Source organism: Simplicispira piscis (assembly GCF_054783455.1).
On the sequence record NZ_BAAGQN010000007.1, the window covers coordinates 111,456 to 137,930 of the forward strand.

Sequence of the window (26,475 nt, forward strand, 5' to 3'; positions counted from 1 at the left end):
TTCTGCCGGACCCTAAATTCGGCAATGTCGAGCTGTCCAAATTCATGAACGTGATCATGGAAGGCGGCAAAAAAGCGGTTGCAGAGCGCATCATTTATGGTGCCCTGGAACTGATCGAGAAGAAGCACCCTGATAAGGATCCGCTGGAAGCTTTCGTTGTTGCCATCAACAACGTCAAGCCCATGGTCGAGGTCAAGTCCCGCCGTGTCGGTGGTGCCAACTACCAAGTGCCCGTCGAAGTGCGTCCCGTGCGCCGTCTGGCTCTGTCGATGCGCTGGATCAAGGAAGCCGCCCGCAAGCGTGGTGAGAAGTCCATGGCTCAGCGCCTGGCCAATGAACTGCTCGAGGCCACCGAAGGCCGTGGCGGTGCCATGAAGAAGCGTGATGAAGTGCACCGCATGGCCGAAGCCAACAAGGCATTCAGCCACTTCCGCTTCTAAATCGACGCAGACCAGTCTCAGTCAAAGCGCAAGGCTGCTGGCATTTTTGCCTGCAGCCTTGTGGCGATTGAGGCAGTCGCACCATCGAAGGGTTCCCGCCACGAGCCGGTGCCCTGAAAACCCGAATAACTCGACCCATCAAGGATTCACCATGGCTCGCAAGACTCCCATCGAGCGCTACCGCAATATCGGTATCTCGGCCCACATCGACGCCGGCAAAACCACGACGTCTGAACGTATCCTGTTCTATACAGGCGTGACCCATAAGCTGGGTGAAGTGCACGACGGCGCTGCCACCACCGACTGGATGGAGCAGGAGCAGGAGCGCGGCATCACGATCACGTCTTCTGCCGTGACCTGCTTCTGGAAGGGCATGGATCTGTCCCGCCCCGAGCACCGCATCAACATCATTGACACCCCCGGTCACGTGGACTTCACGATTGAAGTCGAGCGCTCCATGCGCGTGCTCGACGGTGCGGTCATGGTGTATTGCGCCGTGGGTGGCGTGCAGCCCCAATCCGAAACCGTGTGGCGCCAAGCGAACAAGCACAAGGTGCCCCGTCTGGCCTTCGTGAACAAGATGGACCGTACCGGCGCCAACTTCTTCAAGGTCGTCGAAGGCATGAAGCTGCGCCTCAAGGCCAACCCTGTGCCGATCGTTGTGCCCATCGGTGCTGAAGACAAGTTCGAAGGCGTGGTCGACCTCACCAAGATGAAGGCCATCTACTGGGACGAAGCCTCGCAAGGCATGAAGTTTGAGTACCGCGACATTCCCGCTGATCTGATCGACGTGTGCAACACGTGGCGTGAGAAGATGGTCGAATCCGCCGCTGAAGCCAGCGAAGAGCTGATGAACAAGTACCTCGAAGAGGGCACGCTCTCCGAAGAGGAAATCACGGCCGGTCTGCGCCAGCGCACGATTGCCTGCGAAATCCAGCCCATGCTGTGCGGTACCGCGTTCAAGAACAAGGGCGTTCAGCGCATGCTCGACGCCGTGCTGGACCTGCTGCCTGCACCTACCGACATTCCTGATGTTGCTGGTACTGACGAAGACGAGAATCCCATCACCCGCAAGGCAGACGACAACGAGAAGTTCTCTGCCCTGGCGTTCAAGCTGATGACCGACCCCTTTGTGGGCCAGTTGACCTTTGTGCGTGTGTACTCGGGCGTGTTGACCAAGGGCGACACCGTGTTCAACTCGATCAAGGGCAAGAAAGAGCGCATCGGCCGTATCGTGCAGATGCACGCCAACGAGCGCCAGGAAGTGGAAGAAATCCGCGCCGGTGACATCGCTGCTTGCGTGGGCCTGAAGGACGTGACCACTGGCGAAACCCTGAGCGATATCGGCTCGCCGATCATTCTGGAGCGCATGGTGTTCCCCGAGCCCGTGATTTCGCAGGCTGTGGAACCCAAGACCAAGGTCGACCAGGAAAAGATGGGCATTGCCTTGCAGCGCCTGGCTGCTGAAGATCCGTCGTTCCGCGTGCGCACCGACGAAGAATCGGGCCAGACCATTATTTCCGGCATGGGCGAGCTCCACCTGGAAATCATCGTCGACCGCATGAAGCGCGAGTTCGGCGTGGAAGCCAACGTGGGCAAGCCCCAGGTGGCCTACCGCGAAACCATCCGCAAGACGGTGGAAGACGCCGAAGGCAAGTTTGTGCGCCAGTCCGGTGGTAAGGGCCAGTACGGCCACGTGGTGCTCAAGATCGAGCCCAACGAACCCGGCAAGGGCCTTGAGTTCATTGATGCCATCAAGGGCGGTGTGGTGCCACGCGAGTACATCCCTGCGGTGGAAAAGGGCATCAACGAAGCCGTCACGCAAGGCGTGCTGGCCGGCTACCCCGTCGTGGACGTCAAGGTCACGCTGCACTTCGGTTCGTACCACGATGTGGACTCGAACGAGTTGGCGTTCAAGATGGCCGCCATCTTCGGTTTCAAGGAAGGTTGCCGCAAGGCCAACCCTGTCATCCTGGAGCCCATGATGGCTGTGGAAGTGGAAACGCCTGAAGACTATGCCGGTAACGTGATGGGCGATCTGTCCTCACGCCGTGGCATGGTGCAGGGCATGGAAGACATGATTGGTGGCGGCAAGGCCATCAGGGCCGAAGTGCCGCTGTCCGAAATGTTCGGCTACTCGACGACGCTGCGTTCGGCGACACAAGGCCGTGCGACGTACACGATGGAATTCAAGCACTACGCGGAAGCTCCGCGCAACGTGTCTGAAGCCATCATGGCCTCGCGCGCAAAATAAATCCTTGGGGGCATCGGCCTTGCTGCTCTGTCCTCTTTGACTCTCATTGGCCTCCAGCGCTTATGCAGTAAGCGCTGGCAGCTATAAAAATAATAGTTTTGTCTGCGATCCGGTGCCGCCCCGTTCCCCGTGCAGGGCGATCCAGCAATCGGATGCAGACGTAAAACCACTACACGGGTACTGCTCTTTGGAGAATTGAGAATGGCAAAAGGTAAGTTTGAACGCACCAAGCCCCACGTCAACGTGGGCACCATCGGTCACGTTGACCACGGCAAGACCACGCTGACGGCAGCGATTGCGACCGTGCTGTCGGCCAAGTTCGGCGGCGAAGCCAAAGACTATTCGCAGATTGACAACGCGCCCGAAGAAAAAGCGCGCGGCATCACGATCAACACCTCGCACGTCGAGTATGAAACGGCTGGCCGCCACTACGCCCACGTCGACTGCCCTGGTCACGCTGACTATGTGAAGAACATGATCACCGGCGCTGCCCAGATGGACGGCGCTATTCTTGTGTGCTCGGCCGCTGACGGCCCCATGCCCCAGACCCGCGAGCACATCCTGCTGGCCCGCCAGGTGGGCGTGCCCTACATCATCGTGTTCCTGAACAAGTGCGACATGGTGGACGACGAAGAACTCCTTGAGCTCGTCGAAATGGAAGTGCGCGAGCTCCTCGACAAATACGATTTCCCTGGCGACGACACCCCGATCATTCGCGGTTCCGCCAAGCTCGCCCTGGAAGGCGACAAGGGCAAGCTCGGCGAAGAAGCCATCATGAAGCTGGCCGAAGCGCTGGACAACTACATCCCCACGCCTGAGCGCGCTGTGGACGGTGCCTTCCTGATGCCCGTGGAAGACGTGTTCTCCATCTCTGGCCGCGGCACCGTCGTGACCGGACGTATCGAGCGCGGCATCATCAAGGTCGGCGAAGAAATCGAAATCGTCGGCATCAAAGACACCGTCAAGACCACCTGCACTGGCGTGGAAATGTTCAGGAAGCTCCTGGATCAAGGCCAGGCGGGCGACAACGTCGGCCTGCTGCTGCGCGGCACCAAGCGTGAAGACGTCGAGCGCGGCCAAGTGCTGTGCAAGCCCGGCTCGATCAAGCCCCACACGCACTTCACCGCAGAGGTGTATGTGCTGTCCAAGGACGAAGGCGGCCGTCACACGCCTTTCTTCAACAACTACCGTCCCCAGTTCTACTTCCGCACGACGGACGTGACCGGTGCGATCGAGTTGCCTGAAGGCAAGGAAATGGTCATGCCTGGCGATAACGTGTCGATCACCGTCAAGCTGATCAACCCCATCGCCATGGAAGAAGGCCTGCGCTTCGCTATCCGCGAAGGCGGCCGTACCGTGGGCGCGGGTGTCGTGGCCAAGATCATTGCTTAAGATTTAAGCATCACCAGGAACTTGCCATGTCCAAGCAAAAAATCCGCATCCGCCTCAAGGCCTTCGATTACAAGCTGATCGACCAGTCTGCTGCCGAGATCGTTGACACTGCCAAGCGCACCGGCGCCATCGTCAAGGGTCCCGTGCCCCTGCCGACGCGCATGAAGCGTTTCGATATCCTGCGCTCGCCGCATGTCAACAAGACCAGCCGCGACCAGCTCGAAATCCGCACGCACCAGCGTCTGATGGACATCGTTGATCCCACCGACAAGACCGTGGACGCGCTGATGAAGCTCGACCTGCCGGCTGGTGTGGACGTCGAAATCAAGCTGCAATAAGCTTCAAGCCTTGGCGGTGCATACTCGCCAGGCTCCTTCAAAATAACGCGAACTTGCTTTCATAAGCAGTTCGCGTTATACTTTGAGGCTTCGCCTTTTTGCGTTTGTAAAAAGGCGGAGTTTTATCAACCGTCTTTCATGCACATACAGTGCAACGCCGGGGCCAATTGCAGTCGCGGCGGTGGAAGTTTTGGAGAAACAAATGAGTCTGAGCAACTCCCTGGGGTTGCTGGGCCGCAAGGTGGGCATGATGCGCCTGTTCACTGATGATGGGGACGCAGTTCCTGTCACAGTGGTGGATGTGTCAAACAACCGCGTGACCCAGATCAAAACCCAAGAGAACGATGGCTATGTGTCCGTGCAGGTCACATTCGGTTCGCGCAAAGCTTCGCGCGTGACCAAGCCACAAGCCGGCCACCTCGCGAAAGCGGGCGTTGAAGCTGGTGAAATTATCCGTGAATTCCGCGTGACCGCCGATACGGCTGCCCAGTACAAGCCGGGCGCTACCGTGCCTGTGGCTGACCTGTTCACCGTGGGCCAGAAGGTGGACGTGCAAGGTACTTCGATTGGTAAGGGCTTTGCCGGCACCATCAAGCGCCACAACATGTCTTCCCAGCGCGCGTCGCACGGTAACAGCCGTTCGCACAACGTGCCGGGTTCGATCGGTATGGCGCAGGATCCGGGCCGTGTGTTTCCGGGCAAGCGCATGACCGGTCACATGGGCGACGAAACTGTCACCACGCAAAACCTCGATGTGGTTCGCATTGACGAAGCACGCCAACTGCTCTTGATCAAGGGCGCTGTTCCGGGCTCCAAGGGTGGGTTCGTTACGGTGCGTCCCGCCATCAAGGCAACCGCATCCAAAGGAGCGAACTAATGCAGCTCGAACTCCTGAATGACCAAGGCCAGGCCGCATCCAAGTTTGATGCGCCCGAGACCGTGTTTGGTCGTGAATACAACGAAGATCTGGTGCACCAGATCGTGGTTGCATACCGCGCCAACGGCCGCCAGGGCACCCGTGCCCAGAAGGACCGCGAGCAGGTTCACCACTCTACCAAGAAGCCTTTCAAGCAAAAGGGCACCGGTCGCGCACGCGCCGGTATGACTTCCTCGCCGCTGTGGCGTGGAGGCGGTCGCATCTTCCCGAATCTGCCTGACGAAAACTTCACGCAGAAGATCAACAAGAAGATGTACCGTGCTGGCATGGCTTCCATCCTGTCGCAGCTCGCCCGTGAAGGTCGCCTGGCTGTGGTGGATTCGCTCACGCTCGAATCGCCCAAGACCAAGGTGCTGGCTGATAAGTTCAAGGCGATGAATCTGCAATCGGTGATGGTGATCGCCGAGGAAATCGACGAAAACCTGTACCTGGCTTCCCGCAACCTGAAGAACGTGTTCGTTGTCGAGCCGCGTTATGCAGACCCCGTGTCGCTGGTGCACTACAAGAAAGTGCTCGTCACCAAGGGCGCTATCGACCAACTCAAGGAGATGTTCGCATGAGCACGCTCAAGTTTGACGAAGGTCGTCTGATGCAGGTGCTGGTCGCTCCCATCGTGTCCGAAAAGGCCACCATGGTTGCTGAAAAGTCCAATGCTGTGACGTTCAAAGTGCTCCAGAGCGCGACCAAGCATGAAATCAAGGCCGCTGTGGAATTGATGTTCAAGGTGGAAGTCAAGGGCGTTTCTGTGCTCAACACCAAAGGCAAGACCAAGAAGTTTGGCAAGACCGTGGGCCGCCGCGACAATGTGCGCAAGGCCTATGTGATGCTCAAGCCAGGTCAAGAGCTGAACCTCTCTGGGGAGGCTGCGTAATCATGGCTGTCATTAAGATGAAACCCACTTCGCCCGGCCAACGTGCTGTGGTGAAGGTTACCCGTGACCACCTGTACAAGGGTGATGGCTACGCACCGCTGCTGGAGCCTCAGTTCCAGAAAGCCGGGCGTAACAACAACGGTCACATCACGACGCGCCACAAGGGCGGTGGTCACAAGCACCACTACCGCGTGGTGGACTTCAAGCGCAACAAGGATGGCATCGCTGCCAAGGTGGAGCGCATTGAATACGATCCCAACCGTACGGCCCACATCGCTCTGGTGTGCTACGCCGACGGCGAGCGCCGCTACATCATCGCCCCCCGTGGTCTGGAAGTTGGCAGCACGCTGATGTCCGGTTCCGAGGCGCCGATCCGCGCTGGCAACACGCTGCCGATCCGCAACATCCCGGTGGGTTCGACCATCCACTGCATCGAGCTCAAGCCCGGTGCCGGTGCGCAGATCGCCCGTTCCGCTGGTGCATCGGCAACGCTGCTGGCCCGCGAAACCGTGTATGCGCAGGTTCGTATGCGCTCCGGTGAAGTGCGTCGCATCCATATCGAATGCCGCGCCACCATTGGTGAAGTCGCCAACGAAGAGCACAGCCTGCGCCAACTCGGCAAGGCCGGTGTCAAGCGCTGGATGGGTATCCGTCCTACGGTGCGTGGCGTTGCCATGAACCCGGTGGATCACCCGCACGGTGGTGGCGAAGGCCGCACCGGCGAAGGCCGCCATGCTGTCGACCCATGGGGCAACCTGACCAAGGGTTATCGCACCCGCAACAACAAGCGCACGCAGAACATGATTGTTTCGCGCCGCAAGAAATAAGGGATAGCCAATGACTCGCTCTCTCAAAAAAGGTCCGTTTGTTGACCACCATTTGATGGCAAAGGTCGAAAAGGCCGTTGCCACCAAGGACAAGAAGCCCGTCAAGACCTGGTCGCGTCGCTCCATGGTTCTGCCTGACTTCATCGGCCTGACCATTGCCGTGCACAACGGCAAGCAGCATGTGCCGGTCTATATCACCGACCAGATGGTGGGCCACAAGCTCGGCGAATTCGCCCTGACGCGCACCTTCAAGGGTCACCCCGCGGACAAAAAAGTCCAGAAGAAATAAGGAACGACCATGTCTGAAACACGTGCAGTCCTCCGGGGCGTCCGTCTGTCGGTCGACAAGGGCCGTCTGGTCGCTGATCTGATCCGCGGCAAGAAGGTGGACCAGGCTCTGAACATTTTGACCTTCACGCAGAAAAAAGCTGCGGGCATCGTCAAGAAGGTTCTGGAGTCGGCCATCGCCAACGCCGAACACAACGATGGCGCTGACATCGATGAGCTGAAGGTGAAAACCATCTACATCGAGCAAGGCACCACGCTCAAGCGCTTCACCGCGCGCGCCAAAGGCCGCGGCAACCGCATCAGCAAGCCCACGTGCCATGTGTACGTGACGGTTGGTAACTGAGGCCAAGGAAGACTATGGGACAGAAAATCCATCCTACCGGCTTCCGCCTTGCGGTCAGCCGCAACTGGGCTAGCCGTTGGTACGCCAGCAACCGTGACTTCGCCGGCATGCTGGCCGAAGACATCAAGGTGCGCGAGTACCTCAAGGCCAAGCTGAAGAATGCTGCGGTTTCGCGCATCCTCATCGAGCGTCCTGCCAAGAATGCCCGCATCACCATTTACTCGGCACGTCCGGGCGTGGTGATCGGCAAGAAGGGCGAAGACATCGAGAACCTCAAGAAGGAACTCGCCTCCCGTCTGGGCGTGCCTGTCGCAGTGAACATCGAAGAAGTGCGCAAGCCTGAAATCGATGCCAAGCTGATCGCTGACAGCATCACGCAGCAGCTCGAGAAGCGCATCATGTTCCGTCGTGCCATGAAGCGCGCCATGCAAAACGCCATGCGTCTGGGTGCCCTGGGCATCAAGATCATGTCGTCGGGCCGTCTGAACGGTATCGAAATCGCCCGCTGCGAGTGGTACCGTGAAGGCCGCGTGCCACTTCACACACTGCGCGCCGACATCGACTACGGCACCTCTGAAGCCAAGACCACCTACGGTGTGATCGGCGTCAAGGTCTGGGTCTACAAGGGTGACACGCTGGGCCGTAACGATCTGCCCGCCGTGGAAACCCCACGTCCGGACGATGAGCGCCGTCCCCGTGGTCCGCGCCGTGATGGCCGCCCTGGTGGCGACCGTAACGACCGTGGTGCAGGCCGTGGCGGCCCGCGCCGGCCTGCAGGCGCCAATATGGCTCCTGCTGATGGCAGCGACAAGCCTGCCGGCGCCGGTGGCGCCGACACAACCGCCGTTAAGCGCGTTCGTAAAGCAGACGCGCCCGCTACAGCAGCGGACGGAAAAGGAGAATAAAACATGCTGCAACCTGCTCGCCGCAAGTACCGCAAGGAGCAAAAAGGCCGCAACACTGGCATCGCAACCCGGGGTAACTCGGTCGCGTTCGGTGATTTCGGTCTGAAGTGCACCGATCGGGGCCGTCTGACGGCCCGTCAATTGGAAGCCGCTCGCCGCGCCATTTCCCGCCACGTCAAGCGTGGTGGCCGCATCTGGATCCGCGTGTTCCCGGACAAGCCGATTTCCTCCAAGCCCGCCGAAGTGCGTATGGGTAACGGTAAAGGCAACCCCGAGTTCTACGTGGCCGAAATCCAGCCGGGCAAGATCGTGTTCGAGATCCTCGGCGTGCCCGAAGAACTCGCCCGTGAAGCCTTCCGTCTGGCCGCTGCCAAGCTCCCCCTGCGTACCACGTTCGTGGCACGCATGGTAGGCCAGTGAGTTCAGGAGAAACTGATATGAATACTGCTGAACTTCGCCAAAAAGACGTCGCTGGCATCAAGGAAGAAATCAAGGCCCTGCAAAAGGCCCATTTCGGACTGCGCATGCAAAAGGCTACGCAACAACTGGGCAACACCGGCACGCTGCGTACCACGCGCCGTGACATCGCCCGCGCCAAGACCATTCTTGCCCAAAAGCAAGCCGCCAAATAAGGAGCCCACATGACGGAAGCTAAAAAATCCCTCAAGCGCACCTTGGTTGGCAAGGTGGTCAGCGACAAGCGTGAAAAGACCGTGACCGTGCTGATCGAGCGCCGTGTGAAACACGAGCTCTACGGCAAGATCGTCGGCAAGTCGAGCAAATACCATGCGCACGACGAAAACAACGAGTACAAGACGGGCGACGTGATCGAGATCACCGAAAGCCGTCCACTCTCGAAGACCAAGAACTGGGTTGCGACCCGCTTGGTGACAAAGGCATCGCTGGTGTAAGCCTTCCTGGCACTGCACTGCAAGCCCCGCAAAAACGACCCACAATGTGGGTCGTTTTTCTTTTTGGGGCGCCAACAACGGGTCTGCCCCTTTCTGTTTACACCACCGGAGACACGCATGATTCAGATTGGCGATACCCTTCCCGATAGCACACTGATGGAATTCAACGAGGTCGAGGGCAATGGCTGCAGCCTGGGCCCCAACCCGGTGCAGGTGGGCACTGCCGCAGCGGGCAAAACCATTGCGCTGTTTGCTGTTCCGGGTGCCTTCACGCCGACCTGCTCAGCCAAGCATGTGCCTGGTTTTGTAGAAAAGGCCGCAGAGTTCAAGGCCGCTGGCGTCGATGAGATCTGGTGCCTGGCCGTCAACGACGCCTTTGTCATGGGCGCCTGGGCGCGCGATCAGAAGACCGGTAGTGCCATTCGCATGCTCGCCGATGGCGACGCAGCCTTTGCCAAAGCCACCGGCCTGACCCTGGATCTGAATGGAAAGGGGCTCGGCCTGCGCAGCAACCGCTATTCCATGCTGGTCAAGGATGGCAAGGTCGTTCAGCTCAACATCGAAGGTCCGGGCAAGTTCGAGGTCAGCGACGCAGACACTCTCCTGGCCCAAGCACGGGCGTAATCGTTCAATCGTGTCGGGTCATTGCACGTGGGAGCCGAGATCGGATACGCAGCTTTCCTTGTGCTATTAATAAAATAGCTTGCTGCGCTTTATGGCCGTGCGCTCAAGGTTGATTTGACTAAAAAATATCGACCTTGAGGTAATGCGCACCCTGGATCGGGTTGTGATAGTACGGAGGAATGTCCGTAAACCCAAGGTCGGTGTAAAGAGCCCGGGCCGACTCCATGTCGTCCAGCGTGTCGAGCAGCACGCAGGCATAGCCCCTCTGCCGAGCTGCATCCAGCGTCGCCTCGGCCAACTGGCGCCCCAGCCCAAAGCCCCGAAAGGCTTTGCGCACGAAAAGACGCTTCATCTCACTGGCATTGGGGTAGTCGGCGGTATCGAGTGGCCGCAGTGCACAGCAGCCGGCCGGTGCGCCATCGACGAGCGCCAGCAACAAGGCGCCGCGGGGATCGGCGTACTCGCCAGGCAGGGTGGCCAGTTCGGTATCGAACTGCTGGAAGCACAGGTCAATCGACAGGCTGTCGGCGTATTCCTGGAAGAGATCACGCAGCACCGCCAGATGTTCGGGGCCGGTGGCTGTCAACAAGGTCACGGGGGGCGTATCCACTACTCGAAGCGTTCAATGGCAAAAAGCGCAGTGTAACGGCACGACCAAAGGCCCCCACCAGGCAGGAAAAACCTGCGCAGCGCACAAGGGTGCGTTCAACCTTCCGCCAGCAGGCGTTCGATCAACTGGTGCAATTCAGGAAAATTGGGGTTGCCGACATAGGTCTTCACGATCTGCCCCTGTTTGTTGACGATGTAGGTTGTAGGGGTGATGCGCACGTCGCCCCAAGCCTTGGCCACCGCCCCGGTGTTGTCGAGCGCCACTTTGAAGGGGAGCTTGCGGGTTTCGGCAAAGTTCACGACATAGCTTGGCGGGTCGTAGCTCATGGCCACCGCCAGGGTATCGAACCCGCGGGACTGGTACTTTTGGTAGGTTGCAATGATCTCGGGCATTTCAGCCACGCAGGTCGTGCAACTGGTTGCCCAAAAATTCACCAGTGTGACCTTGCCGCGCAGGTCGGCCGTGGTCTGGCGTGAGCCATCAAGCAGCACAAACGTGGAATCGGGGGCTGCAGACTGGCTGCAACCCACAAGCGCTCCACCACCTGCCACAACTGCGGCGGACATGGCAACCGCGATGACCACGTTCTTCAACTGCATATGCTTTCCCACATCAACAAGACCGCTATTGTGCGGCAGCGTGAACCGGCGGAGTGATCCGCAAGCCCGTTGGATGCATCCGCAGTCCAAAGGTTCACAGGCCCGTTCCGGCAGCCGTGGTCGCTTCTGCCGATAATCCCTGGATGCTCAGAACCTTATGTGCCGCAGTCCTGGTAATGCTCGCTGCTTGCAGCCCCACGCTGGACTGGAGGGCAGTGACGCTCCCCGGACAAGGGCTCCAGGCCAGTCTGCCCTGCAAGCCTGAACAGGTGCAGCGCAGCGTGGAGCTGGCGGGCACCCCGGTGGACATGCACATGTCCGGCTGCGAAGCCGACGGTGCAACTTTTGCCATCGCCTGTGCCGTTCTGCAAGACCCCGCCCAAACGGGCGCAGCCCTGACCCACTGGCGCGCCGCTGTCCTGGCGGGCATGCAGGCGCCCTCAGAAGGGCATGCGGGAGCGCCGCAGGACACCGCGTTCGTGCCCGCCGGAGCGCTCGACATTCCCCCCTCGGTGCGCACCGAGGTGCAGGGCCGTTCACCGGATGGCGCGGGCGTCGCGGTCCAGGCCGTATGGTTTGCGCGGGTCCAGGGACCCCGGGTGCAGGCCTGCCACGCCATCGTGATGGGAGCGAAGCCGCATCGGGAGCAGGCGTCACAATTTTTCGCCGGGTTGGTTTTGCAGTGACGGTGCTCGCGCGGCGGACCGCCGTGATGGTATTTCTGGCCTTTGCGTTTGCCTACTTTCTTTCGGCGTTGCTGCGGGCTGTGACCGCCACGCTGGCCCCCTTGCTGACGCAGGAGTTTTCGCTCCACGCGCGCGATCTGGGGTTGTTGTCCGGGGGCTACTTTCTCGGCTTTGCAGCCACGCAGCTGCCCCTGGGGCGCTGGCTTGACCGCCATGGGCCCCGCACTGTCCAGCTGGGGTTTCTGGGTGTGGCTGTGGCGGGTTGCCTGGTGTTCTCCCAGGCCGGGAATTTTTCGGTGCTGCTGGCCGGGCGTGTGCTGGTGGGTGCGGGTGTCAGTGCCTGCCTGATGGCGCCTCTCACGGGCTATCGGCGCTGGTTTACACCCATGGCGCAGATGCGGGCCAACGCCTGGATGCTGATGACCGGCTCGACCGGCATGGTGGCGTCCACCCTTCCCGTGCAGTGGCTGCTGCCCGTGGCTGGTTGGCGTCCGCTGTTCTGGGGGCTGGCGGTGCTGATTGTGCTGGCCATGGTGTGGGTCGCGCTGGTGGTGCCCGCATGGCCTCAGGCCAAAAACACAGAGCCTGGGGAGTGCGCAGGCCAGTCCCCCCACGGCCTGCCATCGGGTTACACCGTGGTGTGGCGCAACCGCTATTTCCAGCGCCTGGCACCGCTGGGTTTCTTTAGTTACGGCGGCATGGTGGCCATGCAGACTCTCTGGGCTGGGCCCTGGATGCAGAACGTGGCCGGGCAGTCGCCTCAGCAGGCGGCGGCTGGGCTCTTCTGGATCAACATGGCCATGCTGGGTACCTTTTGGTCGTGGGGCATGGTCAACCCCTGGCTGCTGCGCCGGGGTCTGGACGCCAACAGGCTGATGGCCTGGGGCCTGCCGTCCAGCCTGATCGTTCTTGCAACCATCGTGGCACTGGGTCCGCAGGCTGGCGCCGGTGCCTGGGCGTTGTTTTGTGTGTGCAGTACCTTTGTGTCGCTGTCGCTGCCCGCTTTGGCCATGACCTTTCCCCAGGCCCTGGCGGGGCGCGCCCTGTCGGCCTACAACCTGGTGATCTTTCTGGGCGTGTTCGTGGTGCAGTGGGGCATAGGCCTGGCGATCGATGGCTTTATGGGGGCAGGGCTGGATACGGTGGCCGCCTACCGGGCCGGCATGGCCTTGTTCCTGGCGTGCAACGGGGCCGCTTATGCATGGTTTGTGCTGCGCGGCCGCGGTGATAATGCCTGTTGAACCGCAAAACCATGAGCACGCGCATCTTCATCATCGCCCACGCCCCCTTGGCCCACGCACTGCGCGAATGCGCCTTGCATGTGTTCGCCGATTGTGCCGACAGTGTCATGGTGCTGGATGTGCAGCCCCACGCAGCACCCGAAGACACCTTGGCCATGGCCCGTAGCATGCTGCAAGCACAGGGCGAAGCCCCGATTCTGGTGCTGACCGACGTGTTCGGCGCCACGCCGTGCAATATTGCCCAGAGGCTGGTCGAAGGCCGCGATGCGCGCCTGGTGACCGGCGTCAACCTGCCCATGCTGCTGCGCAGCGTGTGCTACCGCGCCGAGCCGCTCGATGCGCTGGTGCAGCGCGCCGTGGTCGGGGGCACCCAGGGGGTGATGCAGGTGGCCATTTCAGCGCCCCAGAACCAGATACGCAATCCGCATGATCAAGACCAGCACGACCATCAGCAATAAGCTGGGCCTGCACGCCCGGGCGTCGGCCAAGCTCACCAAGCTCGCCGGCAGTTTTCCCTGCGAAGTTTTCATGAGCCGCGGGGACCGGCGCATCAACGCCAAGAGCATCATGGGCGTGATGATGCTGGCCGCAGGCATGGGCTCGGTGGTGGAGATTGAAACCAGCGGTGCGCAGGAACAGGAAGCCATGGATGCGCTGCTGGCCTTGATTACCGACAAGTTCGGCGAAGGCGAATGAACACAAGCTGTCTTGTCCGCGCAGGGCAGGCCAGAAGGAGGGTGCACGCATGACGTTTTCCGTACCAGGCCTGGCGGTGGCACGTGGCATTGCCATCGGGCGTGCCGTGCTGGTGGGCGTAAGCCGCGTCGAGGTGTCGCACTACTTCATCGAGCCATACCAGATCGACAGCGAAATCGACCGCGTGCGCCAAGGGCGCAATGCTGTAGCCGACGAGCTGCAGCGCCTGCAGGGTGAAATGCCCCCCGATGCACCGCACGAGCTGGCCGCGCTGCTGGATGTGCACCTCATGCTGCTGCAGGACGAAATGCTGACCAACGGTGTCAAGCACTGGATCACCGAACGCCTGTACAACGCCGAGTGGGCGCTGACCACCCAGCTTGAAGTCATCGGGCGCCAGTTCGATGAAATGGAAGACGAATACCTGCGCGAGCGCAAGGCCGACCTGGAGCAGGTCGTCGACCGCATCCTGCGCCACATGAAAGGCGTGCCCCTGCCCGTGGCGCCGCCCGCTGCCAGCCCCAAGCGCAAGACGCAGCAAGACCTGCTGCTCGACGACACGGTGGATGTCCCCCTGGTGCTGGTGGCGCACGACCTCTCGCCCGCCGATATGCTGCAGTTCAAGAAAAGCGTATTCGCCGGTTTTGTCACCGACGTGGGCGGCAAGACCTCGCACACCGCCATCGTCGCGCGCAGCATGGACATTCCGGCCGTGGTGGGCGCGCGCGCGGCCAGCCAGCTGGTGCGCCAGGACGACTGGGTGATCATCGACGGCGATGCGGGCGTGATGATCGTCGATCCGTCGGCCATCATCCTGGCTGAATATGGTTTTCGCCAGCGCCAGATCGAGCTGGAACGCGAGCGCCTGGCGCGCTTGCGCCACACCCCGGCGGTCACGCTCGATGGTTGCCATGTCGACCTGCTGGCCAACATCGAGTTGCCGGGCGACGCCGCCGCCGCCGTGGCTGCGGGCGCCGTGGGCGTTGGCTTGTTCCGCACCGAATTCCTCTTTATGGGTCGCATGGGCAGCCTGCCCGACGAAGAAGAGCAGTACCGCGCCTACCGCGAGGCCGTTGAAGGCATGCAGGGCCTGCCCGTCACCATTCGCACCCTGGACATTGGCGCCGACAAGCCGCTGGACAAGCAGCACCGTGACGACTCCCTCAACCCGGCTCTGGGCTTGCGCGCGATTCGCTGGAGCCTGGCCGACCCGGCCATGTTTCGCACCCAGTTGCGCGCCCTGATGCGGGCTGCCGTGCATGGACAGGTGAATGTGCTGTTCCCCATGCTGACGCACCCCCGCGAAATCGCGCAGACGCTGGCGCAGGTGCGGCTGGCGCGCGCCGAACTCGATGCCCGTGGCGTCCTGCACGGCCCCACCCGGTTGGGCGCCATGATCGAGGTGCCCGCGGCTGCGCTCATGGTGCGGTACTTCCTGCAGTATTTCGACTTTCTCTCGATCGGCACCAACGACCTGATCCAGTACACGCTGGCCATCGACAGGGCCGATGAATCGGTCGCACATCTCTACGACCCCATGCATCCCGCCGTGCTGCGGCTGGTGGCCGAGGTGATCGCGGAATGCCGCCTGCAGGGCAAAAGCGTCTCGGTGTGCGGTGAAACAGCCGGCGACATCACCATGACCCGGCTACTGCTGGGTCTTGGACTGCGGAGCTTTTCCATGCATCCGGCACAAATCCTGACCATCAAGCAAGAAGTGTTGCGCGCCGACACCCGCAAACTCGCGCCTTGGGCGCAGCAGATGATGGAGGGTGATGACGTTCCGCCGTTGCAGGCAGTGTAGCTGGATTGCTATCAATAATATAGCTTTTGGCGCTTGATGGTAGGGCGTTACAGGCGGATTTGACAAAAATCAGCGCGCCCGCATGCCGATCACGGCCGCGCTGATGATCATGGCCGTGGCCAGCGCAATGCTGGCGCTGAACGGGCGACCGCTCACTGCGATGAGCAGCGCCGTCGAGGCCAGCGGCGTGAGGTAACTCAGGATGCCGATGTGCCGTGCATCACCGAGCTTGAGCGCCTTGTCCCACAGATAAAACGAAGCCCCCAGCGGGCCCAGGCCCAGCACCGCCAACAAGGCCCAGTCGCGGGCTTGCAGCGACACCGAGGGTTCCAGCAATACATGGCACAGCAGCGAGAGCAGGCCCGACACCAGCCCGAACAGGCCGATGGCCGTGGTGGGGAAGGCCGCCACGCGCTTGGTCAGCAGCGAGTAGGTGGCCCAGATGAAAGCCGCCGCCAGCGCGGGCAGGTAGCCCCAGGCCAGGGTGCCGCTGAGTTCGCGCCCGCCCGCAATCGCCATGGCGGCGCCGCCAAAGCCCAGCAGCGCGGCCAGCACATGCGGCAGGCGCAGCGCCACGCCGGGCAGCACGACGGGCGCCAGCACCACGATGAACAGCGGCCAGAGGTAGTTGACGAGGTTGGCCTCTACGGGCGGCGCGTTGCGCAGCGCGATGAACAGCAGGAAGTGGTATGCGAACAGGCCGTACACCCCCAGTGCCAGCGTGCGCGGCGGGATGCGCCACTGCGACGGGTCGCGCAGTACCAGCGGCCAGGCCGGCACGCTGCCGATCACCAGGGCGATGCCGGTGAGCAAAAAAGGCGGAACATGGGTGAGCGACACGCCTAGCGAGGCGAGCGAGGCCCACAGGGCGATGGCGCCCAGGGCATAGAGATTGGCTTGCATGCGGCGAGCTTACGCGCCGGCACCGTCGCGCGGCGCGGGCGGATCGTCGCGCAACGCGGGTTCGCGGCGGCGCAGCGCAGCCGTGAGGGCCGAGGGCGAGCGGTAGCCGGTGCGCCGCGCCACCTCGGCTACGGGCAGGCCACGGGTGCGCAGCCACTGCGCCTGCTCCAGCCGCAGGCCGCGCAGCCAGGCCATGGCGGCCAGCCCCTGCTCCTGGCGGCAGCGCGCGGCGAACTGGGCCGGGCTCAGGTGCACCTGCGCCGCCAGGTCGGCCACGCTCAAAGGGTGTTGCCACTGGCCCGTGGCCCACTGGCGCAGCGCCGGCCAGTCGATGGCGCGGCGGCGTGGGCTGGCCGGTGAGGGAGGGTGTTCATAGGGCAGCCAGGCTTCGCGCAGCAGGGCTGGGCCGTGCTGCAGTGCCAGGGCCTGGCCTTGCTGCAGGGCGCTGGCCAGGTAGCGCGCCAGGGGCAGGGCGTGAGCAGCGGGCGCAGGGTGCGCCATGCAGCGCGCCCAGCCGGGATGGGCGCTATCCAGCACCAGGCACAGGCTGCCGTGGGCGGATTCGAAGTCGTGGCGCGCGCCGGGCTCGATCACGCAGCCGCCGCCGCTGGCCACGCGCAGGCCGCGCCCTTCCACTTCAAGGTCGAGTACGCCGGCCAGGCCCAGCAGAATCTGGAAGTGCCCATGGCTGTGGCTGCCTGGCGAGGCGCCGTACTGCCGCAACGAGAGGGCGTCGGCCAGTTCCATGCGCAGCCCCGCAAGCCTGCGTTTACACGCCGGCCGATTTCGCCTGCTGGTCTGCGTGGTAGCTCGAACGTACCATGGCGCCCACCGCCGCGTGAGAGAAGCCCATTTTGTAGGCTTCCTCTTCAAACACCTTGAAGGTGTCGGGGTGCACGTAGCGGCGCACCGGCAGGTGGCTGTTGCTGGGCGCCAGGTACTGGCCAATGGTCAGCATGGAGACGCCGTGCGCGCGCATGTCGCGCATCACTTGCAAAATTTCTTCGTCCGTTTCGCCCAGGCCGACCATGATCCCGCTCTTGGTGGGAATGTCAGGGTGCAGTTCCTTGAACTTCTTGAGCAGGTTCAGGGAGAAAAGGTAGTCGGAACCCGGGCGCGCTTCCTTGTACAGGCGCGGCGCAGTCTCCAGGTTGTGGTTCATCACATCGGGCGGCGCCGCTTTGAGAATCTCCAGCGCGCGGTCGTCGCGACCGCGGAAGTCCGGCGTGAGAATTTCGATCTGCGTGCTGGGTGAAAGCGCGCGGATCTGGCGAATGCACTCGACGAAATGCCCTGCACCACCGTCGCGCAGGTCGTCGCGGTCCACGCTGGTGATGACGACGTATTTCAGGCGCAGCTTGGCGATGGTGCGCGCCAGGTTCAGGGGTTCTTCCTGGTCCAGCGGGTCGGGGCGTCCGTGGCCCACATCGCAGAAGGGGCAGCGGCGCGTGCACTTGTCGCCCATGATCATGAAGGTAGCCGTGCCGTGGCCGAAGCATTCACCGATGTTCGGGCAGGAGGCTTCCTCGCACACGGTGTTGAGATTGCTCTCGCGCAGGATCTGCTTGATTTCGTAGAAGCGTGTGGTGGGTGAGCCCGCCTTGACGCGGATCCACTCGGGCTTTTTCAGCACCTCGCCCTGCTCGACCTTGATGGGGATGCGCGAGAGTTTGGCGGCGGCTTTTTGCTTGGCCAGCGGGTTGTAGTCAGCGGTGGATTGCGCTTCGCGTACGACGTCAGAGGTGCTCATGGCTGGTGGCGGGTCAGGGCGCGAGCCGGATGCAGAGCTGTTTGCCCAGCACGTCCGCGGCCTCCTCCCAAGTGGTGTGGACCCCGATTGTAGAAAGATCGACGGTGCGCAAACCTGCGTAGCCACAAGGGTTGATGCGGGTGAAGGGTTCGAGGTCCATGGCCACGTTCAGTGCAACGCCGTGGTAAGTGCAATGGCGGCTGACTTTCAAGCCCAACGCGGCGATTTTGCCCAGGCCAGAGAAGTCGGGCGTGCCGCTTGCGCCCTTGTGCGGGCGCTGCGCAATCTGGGCGTGGCTGCGCGGGTCGTCTAGCCGCACATAAATACCGGGCGCCGAGGCCACGCGGTGGCCGGTGATGCCGAAGTGCGCCAGGGTGCGGATCACGGCTTCTTCGATGCGGTAAACGTACTCTTTGACGAAGTAGCCCGCGCGTTGCAGATCGATCAAAGGGTAGGCCACCACTTGGCCGGGACCATGGTAGGTCACCTGTCCGCCCCGGTTGGTGGCTACGACCGGGATGGCGCCAGGGAGCAGCAAGTGGCTGCTTTGGCCATTGAGGCCCAGCGTGAACACCGGGGGGTGCTCGCACAGCCAGATTTCATCGGGTGTGCCGGGCATGCGCCGGGACGTAAAGGCCTGCATGTCCTCATACGTGGGCAGGTAAGGTGTAGTGCCCAGGGTGCGCAACTGCATGGCGAGCCTTCAGAGCGCGATTTTGACCAACGGGTGACCGGAGAGGGCGCGGTACAGGCCGTCCAGTTGTGCGCGGCTGGTGGCCGTGATGGTGAGCGTCACGCTCAGGTAGTTCCCGGCACGGCTTTCGCGCAGTTCCAGGCGGGTTTCGTCAAACCCGGGGTCAAACTCCCGCGCCACAGCAACCATTGCGGCCACAAAGCCATCGACCTTGGCGCCCATTACCTTGATGGGGAACAAAGAGGGGTATTCGATCAGCGAGTCCTTGCGGGGATCGGCTTCCGAAGTGGAGGCGCTGTGGTTCAACGGGTCGGGGGTGGTGGCCATAAAGTGCTCTTAAATGTGTAGCTTGTTGCGCTTGTCTATAGAGCGCTACAGGGCATTTTCTTATAAAATCCGGGCGCTCACCGAGTGGGGAATAGTGCCATGGAGCAGCGTGGGCACATCCCCTGATTGCCTGCATTGGACGGGCAAAAAGCCGTTGGCGATGCACAACGTCGGGCAGGGCCGAAACGCGGTTCTGCCGCTCAATTCAAAAGCATTGCAGAATTGCGCGGGTTTTTACTTATAATCAGGGGCTTTGTAAAAAGTTTCAGCCAGTAACGCGGAGCTCGAACGATGACAAAAATCGCTCCCGAGACGGAAGCTGAGGCCGAAGATTCCGACTTCAAGCCCCTGACGGCCCAAGAGGCCCATGAGTGGCGCAAGCGCAATCCGGCAGTGTCGGTATGGCGCCTGGTGGGAATGCAGGCGGTGGCGGGGGTGCTTGTGGCCTTGTTGGCCTGGGCACTGTCCGGTGAAGCCCCGGTGGCCTGGTCTGCAGGTTACGGAGCCCTGGCGGTGGTAGTGCCTGCAGCGCTTTTTGCGCGCGGCATGTCCCGCCAGAAGCAGGCTGCTTCGGCGGGCTCGGCCATGGTGGGTTTTTTTGGCTGGGAGATGGTCAAGATTGCATTGACGGTTGCCATGCTGGCGGCTGCGCCCAGGCTGGTGCCGCAACTGAGCTGGTTGGCGTTGCTGGTAGGTATGGTGGTCACAATGAAAACGTACTGGATCGCACTCATGGTGCGGCCTGGTGTCCGAAAAACCGATTGATATAGAGAAGAGTTGTCCGATGGCCGCAGAAGCGCACGCTCCGACTGCAAGTGAATACATCGTTCACCACCTGCAGCATCTTCAGAACATCAAGCAGGAATCCATCATCGACATGTCGGTGATCAACTACGACTCCGTCATCGTGAGCGTGTTGATGGGTCTTGTGGGGGTGTTCATCTTTTGGCTCGCTGCCCGCAAGGCAACGTCCGGAGTTCCTGGCCGCTTCCAGGGCGCCGTCGAAATGATGGTGGAAATGGTCGACAACCAAGCCAAAGCCAACATCCACAGCGCGGAAAGCCGCAAGTTCATTGCGCCGCTGGCGCTCACGGTGTTTGTCTGGATTTTCCTGATGAATGCGATGGATATGTTGCCAGTGGATCTGTTGCCCGTCATTTGGGCGCAAATCTACGGCGCTGCTGGCCATGATGCCAGCCATGCCTATCTGCGTATCGTGCCAACAGCCGATCTCTCCACCACGCTGGGCCTGTCATCTGCCGTGCTGGTTTTGTGCTTCTACTACAGCATCAAAATCAAGGGCATGGGCGGCTGGGCGCACGAATTGGTGACCGCACCGTTCGGCACCAGCAAGAATCCTGTCTTTGCCCTGATCCTGGGTGTGGTCAACCTGCTCATGCAGGTTATCGAATACGTTGCCAAGACGGTGTCGCATGGCATGCGACTGTTTGGCAACATGTACGCTGGTGAGTTGGTGTTCATGCTGATTGCCCTGATGGGTGGTGCGGCTGCCATGTCGCTCTCTGGTGTGTTGCTCCCTCTGGGGCACATCATTGCGGGCTCGATCTGGGCGATCTTTCATATTTTGATCATCACCCTGCAAGCCTTCATTTTCATGATGCTGACGCTGATTTACCTCGGCCAGGCGCATGAAGCCCACTGACCATTTCCCTTTTTTCTTTTTCAACTTTTTTTAATCAGGAGTCATCATGGAAAACATTCTCGGTCTCGTCGCTCTGGCTTGTGGTCTGATCGTTGGTCTGGGCGCTATCGGCGCTTCGATCGGTATCGCTCTGATGGGTGGCAAGTTCCTCGAATCGTCGGCTCGTCAGCCTGAATTGATCAACGAACTGCAAACCAAGATGTTCATCTTGGCTGGTCTGATCGACGCTGCTTTCCTGATCGGTGTTGCTATCGCTCTGCTGTTCGCATTCGCCAACCCCTTCGCTTCGACCTTGCTGGCCAACCTGCCCAAGTAATTCCCGTTCGACGCCACTTTAGAAAGGTGTTGCCGTGAGTATCAACGCGACCCTGTTCGTTCAGGCCATCGTTTTCCTGATCCTGGTGTGGTTCACGATGAAATTCGTGTGGCCCCCGATCGCGAAGGCGCTGGATGAGCGAGCCCAGAAAATCGCCGATGGCCTCGCCGCCGCCGACCGTGCCAAATCCGAACTCAGCGCTGCCAACCAGCGCGTTGAGAAGGAGTTGTCGCAAGCGCGCAACGAGACGACGACCCGTCTGGCTGATGCCGACCGCCGTGCACAGGCCATCATCGAAGAAGCCAAAGGCAAGGCGACCGAGGAGGGCAACAAGATTGTTGCCGCCGCACGTGCCGAAGCCGAGCAACAGGCTGTGCAAGCCCGCGAAGCACTGCGTGAGCAAGTGGCTGCGCTGGCCGTCAAGGGCGCCGAGCAGATTCTCCGCAAGGAAGTCAATGCTGGTGTTCATGCCGATCTGCTCAACCGCCTGAAAACCGAGCTGTAAGGGGACGACATGGCCGAACTCGCCACTATCGCCCGTCCTTACGCGGACGCACTGTTCAAAGCCTGTACTGCAAATGCGAGTACCGATTTGGGCAGCACCGCTGTCTGGTTGGACGAAATGGCGGCCATTGCCGCCCATCCGCAAATCCGCCAACTGGCCGACAGTCCCAAAGTGACGGACGAGCAGGTGTTCGATGTCATCGCTGGCGTGGTGCGCTCCGCACTGCCCGATGCTGCCAAGAACTTCCTGCGCGCGGTCATCGACAACGGTCGTTTGAATGCGCTGCCTGAAGTGGCGGCGCAATTCCGCGAGCTCGTCAACCGTCGCAATGGGTCTTCGGATGCCATCGTGTACAGCGCGTTCACCATGGACGCCGCAGCCTTGTCGGAAGTGTCTGTTACGCTGGAAAAGCGCTTCGGCCGCAAGCTCAATCTCTCCGCACGGCTCGATGAGTCGCTGATCGGGGGCATTCGCGTGGTGGTCGGCGATGAGGTGCTCGACACTTCGGTCAAGGCCCGTCTGGAACAAATGAAAGCGGCCCTCATTGCGTAAGCACTTGAGGTCTCGGCTAAACAAAGAAAGAAGGAAAGAGTCATGCAACTCAATCCCGCAGAAATTTCTGAACTGATCAAGAGCCGTATCGAGGGTCTGGCAGCCAGCAGCGACATCCGTAACCAGGGCACCGTGGTGTCCGTGTCTGACGGTATCGTGCGCGTTCATGGCCTGTCCGACGTGATGCAGGGCGAAATGCTGGAATTCCCCGCTACGGCGGATGGTGTTCCGTCGTACGGTCTGGCACTGAATCTGGAGCGCGACTCCGTCGGCGCCGTGATTCTGGGCGAGTACGAGCACATCTCTGAAGGCAATACCGTCAAGTGTACGGGTCGCATTCTGGAAGTGCCTGTGGGCCCCGAGCTCATCGGCCGCGTGGTGAATGCCCTGGGTCAGCCGATCGACGGCAAAGGTCCGATCAACGCCAAGATGACGGACGTGATCGAAAAGGTTGCTCCCGGCGTGATCGCACGCAAGTCTGTGGACCAGCCGCTGCAAACCGGCCTGAAGTCCATCGACTCCATGGTGCCGATTGGCCGTGGCCAGCGCGAACTGATCATTGGTGACCGCCAGACCGGCAAGACGGCAGTGGCCATCGACGCCATCATCGCCCAGAAGGGCCAGGGCGTGACCTGTATTTACGTTGCCATCGGTCAGAAGGCTTCGTCGATCAAGAACGTAGTGCGCGCATTGGAGCAAGCCGGCGCCATGGACTACACCATCGTTGTGGCGGCTTCGGCCTCCGAGTCGGCTGCCATGCAGTACGTCTCGGCCTATTCCGGCTGCACCATGGGCGAATACTTCCGCGACCGCGGCCAAGACGCCCTGATCGTGTATGACGACCTGTCCAAGCAGGCCGTGGCGTACCGCCAGGTCTCGCTGCTGCTGCGCCGCCCACCAGGCCGTGAAGCCTATCCCGGCGACGTGTTCTATCTCCACAGCCGCCTGCTCGAGCGCGCAGCCCGTGTGAACGCCGACTACGTTGAAGCTTTCACCAAGGGTGAAGTCAAGGGCAAGACGGGTTCGCTGACGGCTCTGCCCATCATCGAAACGCAAGCGGGCGACGTGTCTGCTTTCGTGCCAACGAACGTGATCTCGATCACCGACGGCCAGATCTTTCTGGAAACCAGCCTGTTCAACGCTGGTATCCGTCCCGCCATCAACGCCGGTATCTCGGTGTCGCGTGTGGGTTCTGCTGCGCAGACCAAGATCATCAAGGGCCAGTCCGGCGGTATCCGTACCGACCTGGCCCAGTACCGTGAGTTGGCCGCGTTTGCGCAGTTCGCCTCCGATCTGGACGAAGCCACCCGCAAGCAGTTGGACCGCGGTGCCCGTGTGACCGAGCTGCTCAAGCAGGCCCAGTACAGCCCGTTGTCCATCTCTTTGATGGGTGCGACGCTGTTTGCCGTCAATAAGGGTTTCCTGGACGACCTCGAAGTGAAGAAGGTTTTGTCTTTCGAACACGGTCTGCACCAGTTCCTCAAGACCAGCCACGCTGCGCTGCTCGACAAGATCGAACAGAGCAAGGCGCTGGACAAGGATGCCGAAGCCGAGTTGACCAACGCCATCACCGCTTTCAAGAAGTCCTTCGCCTGACGACTTGAACGACCGGCTCTGACGACACAAGGAATCAACTATGGCAACAGGCAAGGAAATACGCGGCCAGATCAAGAGCTTCGAGAATACGAAGAAGATCACGAAGGCCATGGAGATGGTTTCCGTGTCCAAGATGCGCAAGGCGCAGGAACGCATGCGTGCGGCCCGGCCTTATAGCGACAAGATCCGCAATATTGCAGCCCATCTCGGACAGGCCAACCCTGAGTACGTACACCCGTTCATGAAGTTGAACGACTCCAAGACGGCTGGACTCATCGTGGTCACGACCGACAAGGGGCTGTGCGGTGGCTTGAACACCAACGTGCTGCGCAGCGTCACCACCAAACTCCGTGAACTGCAAGACCAGGGCATGGCGATGGAGGCTGTGGCCATTGGTAACAAGGGCCTGGGTTTTTTGAACCGTGTCGGTGCCAAAGTGGTTTCGCATGTGACGCAGCTGGGCGATCGTCCCCATCTCGATAAGCTCATAGGGCCGGTCAAGGTGCTGCTGGATGCCTACGCCGAAGGCCGGATCAACGCGGTGTACCTGTCGTACACCAAGTTCATCAACACGGTGAAGCAGGAGCCCGTGGTCGAGCAATTGTTGCCCCTCAAGTCAGAGGCCATCAAGGCCGATGCCGGGCAGCACAGCTGGGACTACATCTATGAGCCCGATGCACAAAGCGTGATCGATGAGCTTTTGGTGCGCTACGTCGAGTCGCTGGTCTATCAGGCCGTGGCCGAAAACATGGCATCCGAACACTCTGCACGGATGGTGGCCATGAAGGCCGCCACCGACAACGCCGGCAATGTGATTGGTGAGTTGAAGCTGGTCTACAACAAGACCCGCCAGGCAGCGATCACCAAGGAATTGTCGGAAATCGTGTCCGGGGCTGCGGCCATCAGCGGCTGATCACCAGTCGCCACTGCAAGAATCAAACTAATTGGAGCAAAAAATGGCTCAAGCCCAAGGAAAAATTGTTCAATGTATCGGCGCCGTGGTGGACGTGGAGTTTCCGCGCGACCAGATGCCGAAGATCTATGACGCGCTGAAGCTCGATGGCTCCGCACTGACGCTGGAAGTTCAGCAGCAGCTGGGCGATGGCGTGGTGCGTACTATTGCGCTGGGTTCGTCCGACGGCCTGCGCCGCGGCATCATGGTGACCAATACCGGCAACCCCATCACCGTGCCTGTGGGCAAGGCGACGCTGGGTCGCATCATGGACGTGCTGGGCGCGCCCATCGACGAACGTGGTCCCGTGAGCCAGGATCTGACGGCATCCATCCACCGCAAGGCCCCTGCGTACGACGAACTGTCGCCATCGCAAGAGCTGCTGGAAACCGGCATCAAGGTGATCGACCTGGTGTGCCCGTTCGCCAAGGGCGGCAAGGTGGGTCTGTTCGGTGGCGCCGGTGTGGGCAAGACCGTGAACATGATGGAACTCATCAACAACATCGCCAAGGCCCACTCTGGTCTGTCGGTGTTCGCTGGTGTGGGTGAGCGTACCCGTGAAGGCAATGACTTCTATCACGAGATGGCCGATTCCGGCGTGGTGAACCTGGAGAAGCTCGAAGAGTCCAAGGTTGCCATGGTGTACGGCCAGATGAACGAGCCCCCAGGCAACCGTCTGCGCGTGGCCTTGACCGGTCTGACCATCGCGGAATCCTTCCGTGACGAAGGCCGCGACGTGCTGTTCTTCGTGGACAACATCTACCGCTACACACTGGCTGGTACCGAAGTGTCTGCTCTGCTAGGCCGTATGCCTTCCGCCGTGGGTTATCAGCCTACGCTGGCCGAAGAAATGGGCCGTCTGCAAGAGCGTATTACGTCGACCAAGGTCGGCTCGATCACTTCCATCCAGGCCGTTTACGTGCCTGCCGATGACTTGACCGACCCCTCGCCTGCCACGACCTTTGCCCACTTGGATTCCACCGTGGTGCTGTCGCGTGACATCGCTTCGCTGGGTATTTACCCTGCCGTGGACCCTCTGGACTCCACCAGCCGCCAGCTGGACCCGAACGTTGTGGGCGAAGACCATTACGCAACGGCCCGGGCAGTGCAAGGTACGCTGCAGCGCTACAAGGAACTGCGCGACATCATCGCCATTCTGGGCATGGACGAACTGGCGCCTGAAGACAAGCTGGCCGTGGCCCGCGCGCGCAAGATCCAGCGTTTCCTGTCGCAGCCCTTCCACGTGGCCGAAGTGTTCACGGGCTCCCCAGGCAAGTACGTTCCGCTGTCGGAAACCATCCGTGGTTTCAAGATGATCGTGAACGGTGAGTGCGATCACCTGCCAGAGCAAGCGTTCTACATGGTGGGCACCATCGACGAAGCTATCGAGAAGGCCAAGAAGATGGCGTAAAGGCGGCTCGGTGGGGCATTTATGCCGGAATGACCACCGC

35 protein-coding genes are annotated in these 26,475 nt (G+C 61.1%); 28 read left to right on the forward strand and 7 right to left on the reverse strand.

Features of this window, described 5'->3' with window-relative positions:
* The first annotated feature begins 2 nt into the window (after positions 1-2).
* The 15 genes from rpsG (at position 3) to ACYVOC_RS03880 (ending at position 10,130) form a co-directional block, all read left to right on the forward strand.
* Positions 3-440, forward strand: coding sequence for a 30S ribosomal protein S7 (rpsG, locus tag ACYVOC_RS03810; protein WP_461160941.1), 438 nt, complete (start codon positions 3-5; stop codon positions 438-440).
* 151 nt (positions 441-591) lie between these two features.
* Positions 592-2,694, forward strand: a complete 2,103-nt coding sequence (gene fusA / locus ACYVOC_RS03815; protein ID WP_461160942.1) for an elongation factor G — start codon at positions 592-594, stop codon at positions 2,692-2,694.
* Positions 2,695-2,895: 201 nt separating this feature from the next.
* On the forward strand, positions 2,896-4,086 hold the full coding sequence (gene tuf / locus ACYVOC_RS03820; protein WP_116005767.1) for an elongation factor Tu: 1,191 nt from the start codon (positions 2,896-2,898) through the stop codon (positions 4,084-4,086).
* A gap of 26 nt (positions 4,087-4,112) precedes the next feature.
* Entirely contained in the window at positions 4,113-4,424 is a 312-nt protein-coding gene (gene rpsJ / locus ACYVOC_RS03825; protein ID WP_005796953.1) for a 30S ribosomal protein S10, read from the forward strand.
* Between the two features lie 202 nt (positions 4,425-4,626).
* On the forward strand, positions 4,627-5,301 hold the full coding sequence (rplC, locus tag ACYVOC_RS03830; RefSeq protein WP_116005768.1) for a 50S ribosomal protein L3: 675 nt from the start codon (positions 4,627-4,629) through the stop codon (positions 5,299-5,301).
* Complete coding sequence (rplD, locus tag ACYVOC_RS03835) at positions 5,301-5,921, forward strand: 50S ribosomal protein L4 (protein ID WP_116005769.1); 621 nt, start codon at positions 5,301-5,303, stop codon at positions 5,919-5,921. Before rplC ends, rplD begins: the two co-directional genes overlap by 1 nt.
* Positions 5,918-6,232 (forward strand): 50S ribosomal protein L23, encoded by a 315-nt coding sequence (gene rplW, locus ACYVOC_RS03840; RefSeq protein WP_116005770.1) that lies wholly within the window; start codon positions 5,918-5,920, stop codon positions 6,230-6,232. The genes rplD and rplW overlap by 4 nt, the downstream gene beginning before the upstream one ends.
* A gap of 2 nt (positions 6,233-6,234) precedes the next feature.
* The gene (gene rplB, locus ACYVOC_RS03845) at positions 6,235-7,059 is read left to right on the forward strand and encodes a 50S ribosomal protein L2 (protein WP_116005771.1); all 825 of its coding nucleotides are present in this window, start codon (positions 6,235-6,237) and stop codon (positions 7,057-7,059) included.
* 10 nt (positions 7,060-7,069) lie between these two features.
* On the forward strand, positions 7,070-7,348 hold the full coding sequence (gene rpsS / locus ACYVOC_RS03850; RefSeq protein WP_116005772.1) for a 30S ribosomal protein S19: 279 nt from the start codon (positions 7,070-7,072) through the stop codon (positions 7,346-7,348).
* Positions 7,349-7,357: 9 nt separating this feature from the next.
* The gene (gene rplV, locus ACYVOC_RS03855) at positions 7,358-7,690 is read left to right on the forward strand and encodes a 50S ribosomal protein L22 (RefSeq protein ID WP_116005773.1); all 333 of its coding nucleotides are present in this window, start codon (positions 7,358-7,360) and stop codon (positions 7,688-7,690) included.
* A 14-nt stretch (positions 7,691-7,704) separates the two neighbouring features.
* Positions 7,705-8,595: a 30S ribosomal protein S3 gene (gene rpsC / locus ACYVOC_RS03860; RefSeq protein WP_116005774.1), complete on the forward strand. Its 891-nt coding sequence runs from the start codon at positions 7,705-7,707 to the stop codon at positions 8,593-8,595.
* A 3-nt stretch (positions 8,596-8,598) separates the two neighbouring features.
* The gene (gene rplP / locus ACYVOC_RS03865) at positions 8,599-9,015 is read left to right on the forward strand and encodes a 50S ribosomal protein L16 (protein ID WP_116005775.1); all 417 of its coding nucleotides are present in this window, start codon (positions 8,599-8,601) and stop codon (positions 9,013-9,015) included.
* A 17-nt stretch (positions 9,016-9,032) separates the two neighbouring features.
* Positions 9,033-9,227 (forward strand): 50S ribosomal protein L29, encoded by a 195-nt coding sequence (gene rpmC / locus ACYVOC_RS03870; RefSeq protein ID WP_116005776.1) that lies wholly within the window; start codon positions 9,033-9,035, stop codon positions 9,225-9,227.
* Between the two features lie 9 nt (positions 9,228-9,236).
* Positions 9,237-9,506 carry a 30S ribosomal protein S17 gene (gene rpsQ, locus ACYVOC_RS03875; protein WP_116005777.1) on the forward strand — a complete coding sequence of 90 codons (270 nt, stop codon included), beginning with the start codon at positions 9,237-9,239 and terminating at the stop codon, positions 9,504-9,506.
* Positions 9,507-9,623: 117 nt separating this feature from the next.
* Positions 9,624-10,130 (forward strand): peroxiredoxin, encoded by a 507-nt coding sequence (locus tag ACYVOC_RS03880; RefSeq protein WP_116005778.1) that lies wholly within the window; start codon positions 9,624-9,626, stop codon positions 10,128-10,130.
* Between the two features lie 118 nt (positions 10,131-10,248).
* On the opposite strand, the gene ACYVOC_RS03885 is transcribed toward ACYVOC_RS03880, so the two are convergent.
* Together ACYVOC_RS03885 and ACYVOC_RS03890 are read right to left on the reverse strand one after the other, a co-directional pair.
* A complete protein-coding gene (locus ACYVOC_RS03885; RefSeq protein WP_116005779.1) occupies positions 10,249-10,740 on the reverse strand; it encodes a GNAT family N-acetyltransferase in 492 nt (163 codons plus the stop codon).
* 95 nt (positions 10,741-10,835) lie between these two features.
* On the reverse strand, positions 10,836-11,306 hold the full coding sequence (locus ACYVOC_RS03890) for a peroxiredoxin family protein (protein WP_461161170.1): 471 nt from the start codon (positions 11,304-11,306) through the stop codon (positions 10,836-10,838).
* A gap of 248 nt (positions 11,307-11,554) precedes the next feature.
* Between ACYVOC_RS03890 and ACYVOC_RS03895 the strand changes: the two genes are divergently transcribed.
* Genes ACYVOC_RS03895 through ptsP form a run of 5 tightly spaced genes read left to right on the forward strand, consistent with a single transcriptional unit; the run spans position 11,555 to position 15,766 of the window.
* Positions 11,555-12,025: a hypothetical protein gene (locus tag ACYVOC_RS03895; protein ID WP_461160943.1), complete on the forward strand. Its 471-nt coding sequence runs from the start codon at positions 11,555-11,557 to the stop codon at positions 12,023-12,025.
* A 26-nt stretch (positions 12,026-12,051) separates the two neighbouring features.
* Positions 12,052-13,266, forward strand: coding sequence for an MFS transporter (locus ACYVOC_RS03900; protein WP_461161171.1), 1,215 nt, complete (start codon positions 12,052-12,054; stop codon positions 13,264-13,266).
* An 11-nt stretch (positions 13,267-13,277) separates the two neighbouring features.
* Entirely contained in the window at positions 13,278-13,724 is a 447-nt protein-coding gene (locus ACYVOC_RS03905) for a PTS sugar transporter subunit IIA (protein WP_116006242.1), read from the forward strand.
* Positions 13,693-13,962: an HPr family phosphocarrier protein gene (locus tag ACYVOC_RS03910; RefSeq protein WP_116005783.1), complete on the forward strand. Its 270-nt coding sequence runs from the start codon at positions 13,693-13,695 to the stop codon at positions 13,960-13,962. The genes ACYVOC_RS03905 and ACYVOC_RS03910 overlap by 32 nt, the downstream gene beginning before the upstream one ends.
* Positions 13,963-14,011: 49 nt before the next feature.
* Positions 14,012-15,766, forward strand: coding sequence for a phosphoenolpyruvate--protein phosphotransferase (gene ptsP, locus ACYVOC_RS03915; protein WP_116005784.1), 1,755 nt, complete (start codon positions 14,012-14,014; stop codon positions 15,764-15,766).
* Positions 15,767-15,835: 69 nt separating this feature from the next.
* Here ptsP and ACYVOC_RS03920 read toward each other — a convergent pair whose 3' ends face one another.
* Genes ACYVOC_RS03920 through ACYVOC_RS03940 form a run of 5 tightly spaced genes read right to left on the reverse strand, consistent with a single transcriptional unit; the run spans position 15,836 to position 19,440 of the window.
* A complete protein-coding gene (locus ACYVOC_RS03920) occupies positions 15,836-16,669 on the reverse strand; it encodes a DMT family transporter (RefSeq protein ID WP_461160944.1) in 834 nt (277 codons plus the stop codon).
* 9 nt (positions 16,670-16,678) lie between these two features.
* Entirely contained in the window at positions 16,679-17,416 is a 738-nt protein-coding gene (locus tag ACYVOC_RS03925) for an AraC family transcriptional regulator (protein WP_461160945.1), read from the reverse strand.
* A 22-nt stretch (positions 17,417-17,438) separates the two neighbouring features.
* Positions 17,439-18,419, reverse strand: a complete 981-nt coding sequence (lipA, locus tag ACYVOC_RS03930; RefSeq protein WP_461160946.1) for a lipoyl synthase — start codon at positions 18,417-18,419, stop codon at positions 17,439-17,441.
* Positions 18,420-18,432: 13 nt separating this feature from the next.
* Positions 18,433-19,113: a lipoyl(octanoyl) transferase LipB gene (gene lipB, locus ACYVOC_RS03935; RefSeq protein WP_461160947.1), complete on the reverse strand. Its 681-nt coding sequence runs from the start codon at positions 19,111-19,113 to the stop codon at positions 18,433-18,435.
* Between the two features lie 9 nt (positions 19,114-19,122).
* A complete protein-coding gene (locus tag ACYVOC_RS03940; RefSeq protein ID WP_461160948.1) occupies positions 19,123-19,440 on the reverse strand; it encodes a YbeD family protein in 318 nt (105 codons plus the stop codon).
* 291 nt (positions 19,441-19,731) lie between these two features.
* Between ACYVOC_RS03940 and ACYVOC_RS03945 the strand changes: the two genes are divergently transcribed.
* The 8 genes from ACYVOC_RS03945 to atpD are packed head-to-tail and all read left to right on the forward strand — an operon-like array spanning position 19,732 to position 26,435.
* Positions 19,732-20,205, forward strand: coding sequence for an ATP synthase subunit I (locus ACYVOC_RS03945; RefSeq protein WP_461160949.1), 474 nt, complete (start codon positions 19,732-19,734; stop codon positions 20,203-20,205).
* A gap of 19 nt (positions 20,206-20,224) precedes the next feature.
* Positions 20,225-21,103 carry a F0F1 ATP synthase subunit A gene (gene atpB / locus ACYVOC_RS03950; protein ID WP_116005790.1) on the forward strand — a complete coding sequence of 293 codons (879 nt, stop codon included), beginning with the start codon at positions 20,225-20,227 and terminating at the stop codon, positions 21,101-21,103.
* 46 nt (positions 21,104-21,149) lie between these two features.
* Entirely contained in the window at positions 21,150-21,419 is a 270-nt protein-coding gene (gene atpE / locus ACYVOC_RS03955; protein ID WP_005796706.1) for a F0F1 ATP synthase subunit C, read from the forward strand.
* Positions 21,420-21,453: 34 nt separating this feature from the next.
* Entirely contained in the window at positions 21,454-21,924 is a 471-nt protein-coding gene (locus ACYVOC_RS03960; RefSeq protein WP_116005791.1) for a F0F1 ATP synthase subunit B, read from the forward strand.
* Between the two features lie 9 nt (positions 21,925-21,933).
* The gene (locus ACYVOC_RS03965; protein WP_461160950.1) at positions 21,934-22,476 is read left to right on the forward strand and encodes a F0F1 ATP synthase subunit delta; all 543 of its coding nucleotides are present in this window, start codon (positions 21,934-21,936) and stop codon (positions 22,474-22,476) included.
* A 42-nt stretch (positions 22,477-22,518) separates the two neighbouring features.
* Positions 22,519-24,072, forward strand: coding sequence for a F0F1 ATP synthase subunit alpha (gene atpA, locus ACYVOC_RS03970; RefSeq protein ID WP_461160951.1), 1,554 nt, complete (start codon positions 22,519-22,521; stop codon positions 24,070-24,072).
* Between the two features lie 40 nt (positions 24,073-24,112).
* Positions 24,113-24,985: a F0F1 ATP synthase subunit gamma gene (atpG, locus tag ACYVOC_RS03975; protein ID WP_116005794.1), complete on the forward strand. Its 873-nt coding sequence runs from the start codon at positions 24,113-24,115 to the stop codon at positions 24,983-24,985.
* 43 nt (positions 24,986-25,028) lie between these two features.
* Entirely contained in the window at positions 25,029-26,435 is a 1,407-nt protein-coding gene (gene atpD, locus ACYVOC_RS03980) for a F0F1 ATP synthase subunit beta (protein ID WP_116005795.1), read from the forward strand.
* Positions 26,436-26,475 lie beyond the last annotated feature (40 nt).

Coding starts and splice junctions, on each gene's coding strand:
- fusA (WP_461160942.1), top strand. CDS start 592: ATGGCTCGCAAGACTCCCATCGAGCGCTACCGCAATATCGGTATCTCG.
- tuf (WP_116005767.1), top strand. CDS start 2,896: ATGGCAAAAGGTAAGTTTGAACGCACCAAGCCCCACGTCAACGTGGGC.
- rpsJ (WP_005796953.1), top strand. CDS start 4,113: ATGTCCAAGCAAAAAATCCGCATCCGCCTCAAGGCCTTCGATTACAAG.
- rplC (WP_116005768.1), top strand. CDS start 4,627: ATGAGTCTGAGCAACTCCCTGGGGTTGCTGGGCCGCAAGGTGGGCATG.
- rplD (WP_116005769.1), top strand. CDS start 5,301: ATGCAGCTCGAACTCCTGAATGACCAAGGCCAGGCCGCATCCAAGTTT.
- rplW (WP_116005770.1), top strand. CDS start 5,918: ATGAGCACGCTCAAGTTTGACGAAGGTCGTCTGATGCAGGTGCTGGTC.
- rplB (WP_116005771.1), top strand. CDS start 6,235: ATGGCTGTCATTAAGATGAAACCCACTTCGCCCGGCCAACGTGCTGTG.
- rpsS (WP_116005772.1), top strand. CDS start 7,070: ATGACTCGCTCTCTCAAAAAAGGTCCGTTTGTTGACCACCATTTGATG.
- rplV (WP_116005773.1), top strand. CDS start 7,358: ATGTCTGAAACACGTGCAGTCCTCCGGGGCGTCCGTCTGTCGGTCGAC.
- rpsC (WP_116005774.1), top strand. CDS start 7,705: ATGGGACAGAAAATCCATCCTACCGGCTTCCGCCTTGCGGTCAGCCGC.
- rplP (WP_116005775.1), top strand. CDS start 8,599: ATGCTGCAACCTGCTCGCCGCAAGTACCGCAAGGAGCAAAAAGGCCGC.
- rpmC (WP_116005776.1), top strand. CDS start 9,033: ATGAATACTGCTGAACTTCGCCAAAAAGACGTCGCTGGCATCAAGGAA.
- rpsQ (WP_116005777.1), top strand. CDS start 9,237: ATGACGGAAGCTAAAAAATCCCTCAAGCGCACCTTGGTTGGCAAGGTG.
- ACYVOC_RS03880 (WP_116005778.1), top strand. CDS start 9,624: ATGATTCAGATTGGCGATACCCTTCCCGATAGCACACTGATGGAATTC.
- ACYVOC_RS03890 (WP_461161170.1), bottom strand. CDS start 11,306: ATGTCCGCCGCAGTTGTGGCAGGTGGTGGAGCGCTTGTGGGTTGCAGC.
- ACYVOC_RS03900 (WP_461161171.1), top strand. CDS start 12,052: ATGGTATTTCTGGCCTTTGCGTTTGCCTACTTTCTTTCGGCGTTGCTG.
- ACYVOC_RS03905 (WP_116006242.1), top strand. CDS start 13,278: ATGAGCACGCGCATCTTCATCATCGCCCACGCCCCCTTGGCCCACGCA.
- ACYVOC_RS03910 (WP_116005783.1), top strand. CDS start 13,693: ATGATCAAGACCAGCACGACCATCAGCAATAAGCTGGGCCTGCACGCC.
- ptsP (WP_116005784.1), top strand. CDS start 14,012: ATGACGTTTTCCGTACCAGGCCTGGCGGTGGCACGTGGCATTGCCATC.
- ACYVOC_RS03920 (WP_461160944.1), bottom strand. CDS start 16,669: ATGCAAGCCAATCTCTATGCCCTGGGCGCCATCGCCCTGTGGGCCTCG.
- ACYVOC_RS03925 (WP_461160945.1), bottom strand. CDS start 17,416: ATGGAACTGGCCGACGCCCTCTCGTTGCGGCAGTACGGCGCCTCGCCA.
- lipA (WP_461160946.1), bottom strand. CDS start 18,419: ATGAGCACCTCTGACGTCGTACGCGAAGCGCAATCCACCGCTGACTAC.
- lipB (WP_461160947.1), bottom strand. CDS start 19,113: ATGCAGTTGCGCACCCTGGGCACTACACCTTACCTGCCCACGTATGAG.
- ACYVOC_RS03940 (WP_461160948.1), bottom strand. CDS start 19,440: ATGGCCACCACCCCCGACCCGTTGAACCACAGCGCCTCCACTTCGGAA.
- ACYVOC_RS03945 (WP_461160949.1), top strand. CDS start 19,732: ATGACAAAAATCGCTCCCGAGACGGAAGCTGAGGCCGAAGATTCCGAC.
- atpB (WP_116005790.1), top strand. CDS start 20,225: ATGGCCGCAGAAGCGCACGCTCCGACTGCAAGTGAATACATCGTTCAC.
- atpE (WP_005796706.1), top strand. CDS start 21,150: ATGGAAAACATTCTCGGTCTCGTCGCTCTGGCTTGTGGTCTGATCGTT.
- ACYVOC_RS03965 (WP_461160950.1), top strand. CDS start 21,934: ATGGCCGAACTCGCCACTATCGCCCGTCCTTACGCGGACGCACTGTTC.
- atpA (WP_461160951.1), top strand. CDS start 22,519: ATGCAACTCAATCCCGCAGAAATTTCTGAACTGATCAAGAGCCGTATC.
- atpG (WP_116005794.1), top strand. CDS start 24,113: ATGGCAACAGGCAAGGAAATACGCGGCCAGATCAAGAGCTTCGAGAAT.
- atpD (WP_116005795.1), top strand. CDS start 25,029: ATGGCTCAAGCCCAAGGAAAAATTGTTCAATGTATCGGCGCCGTGGTG.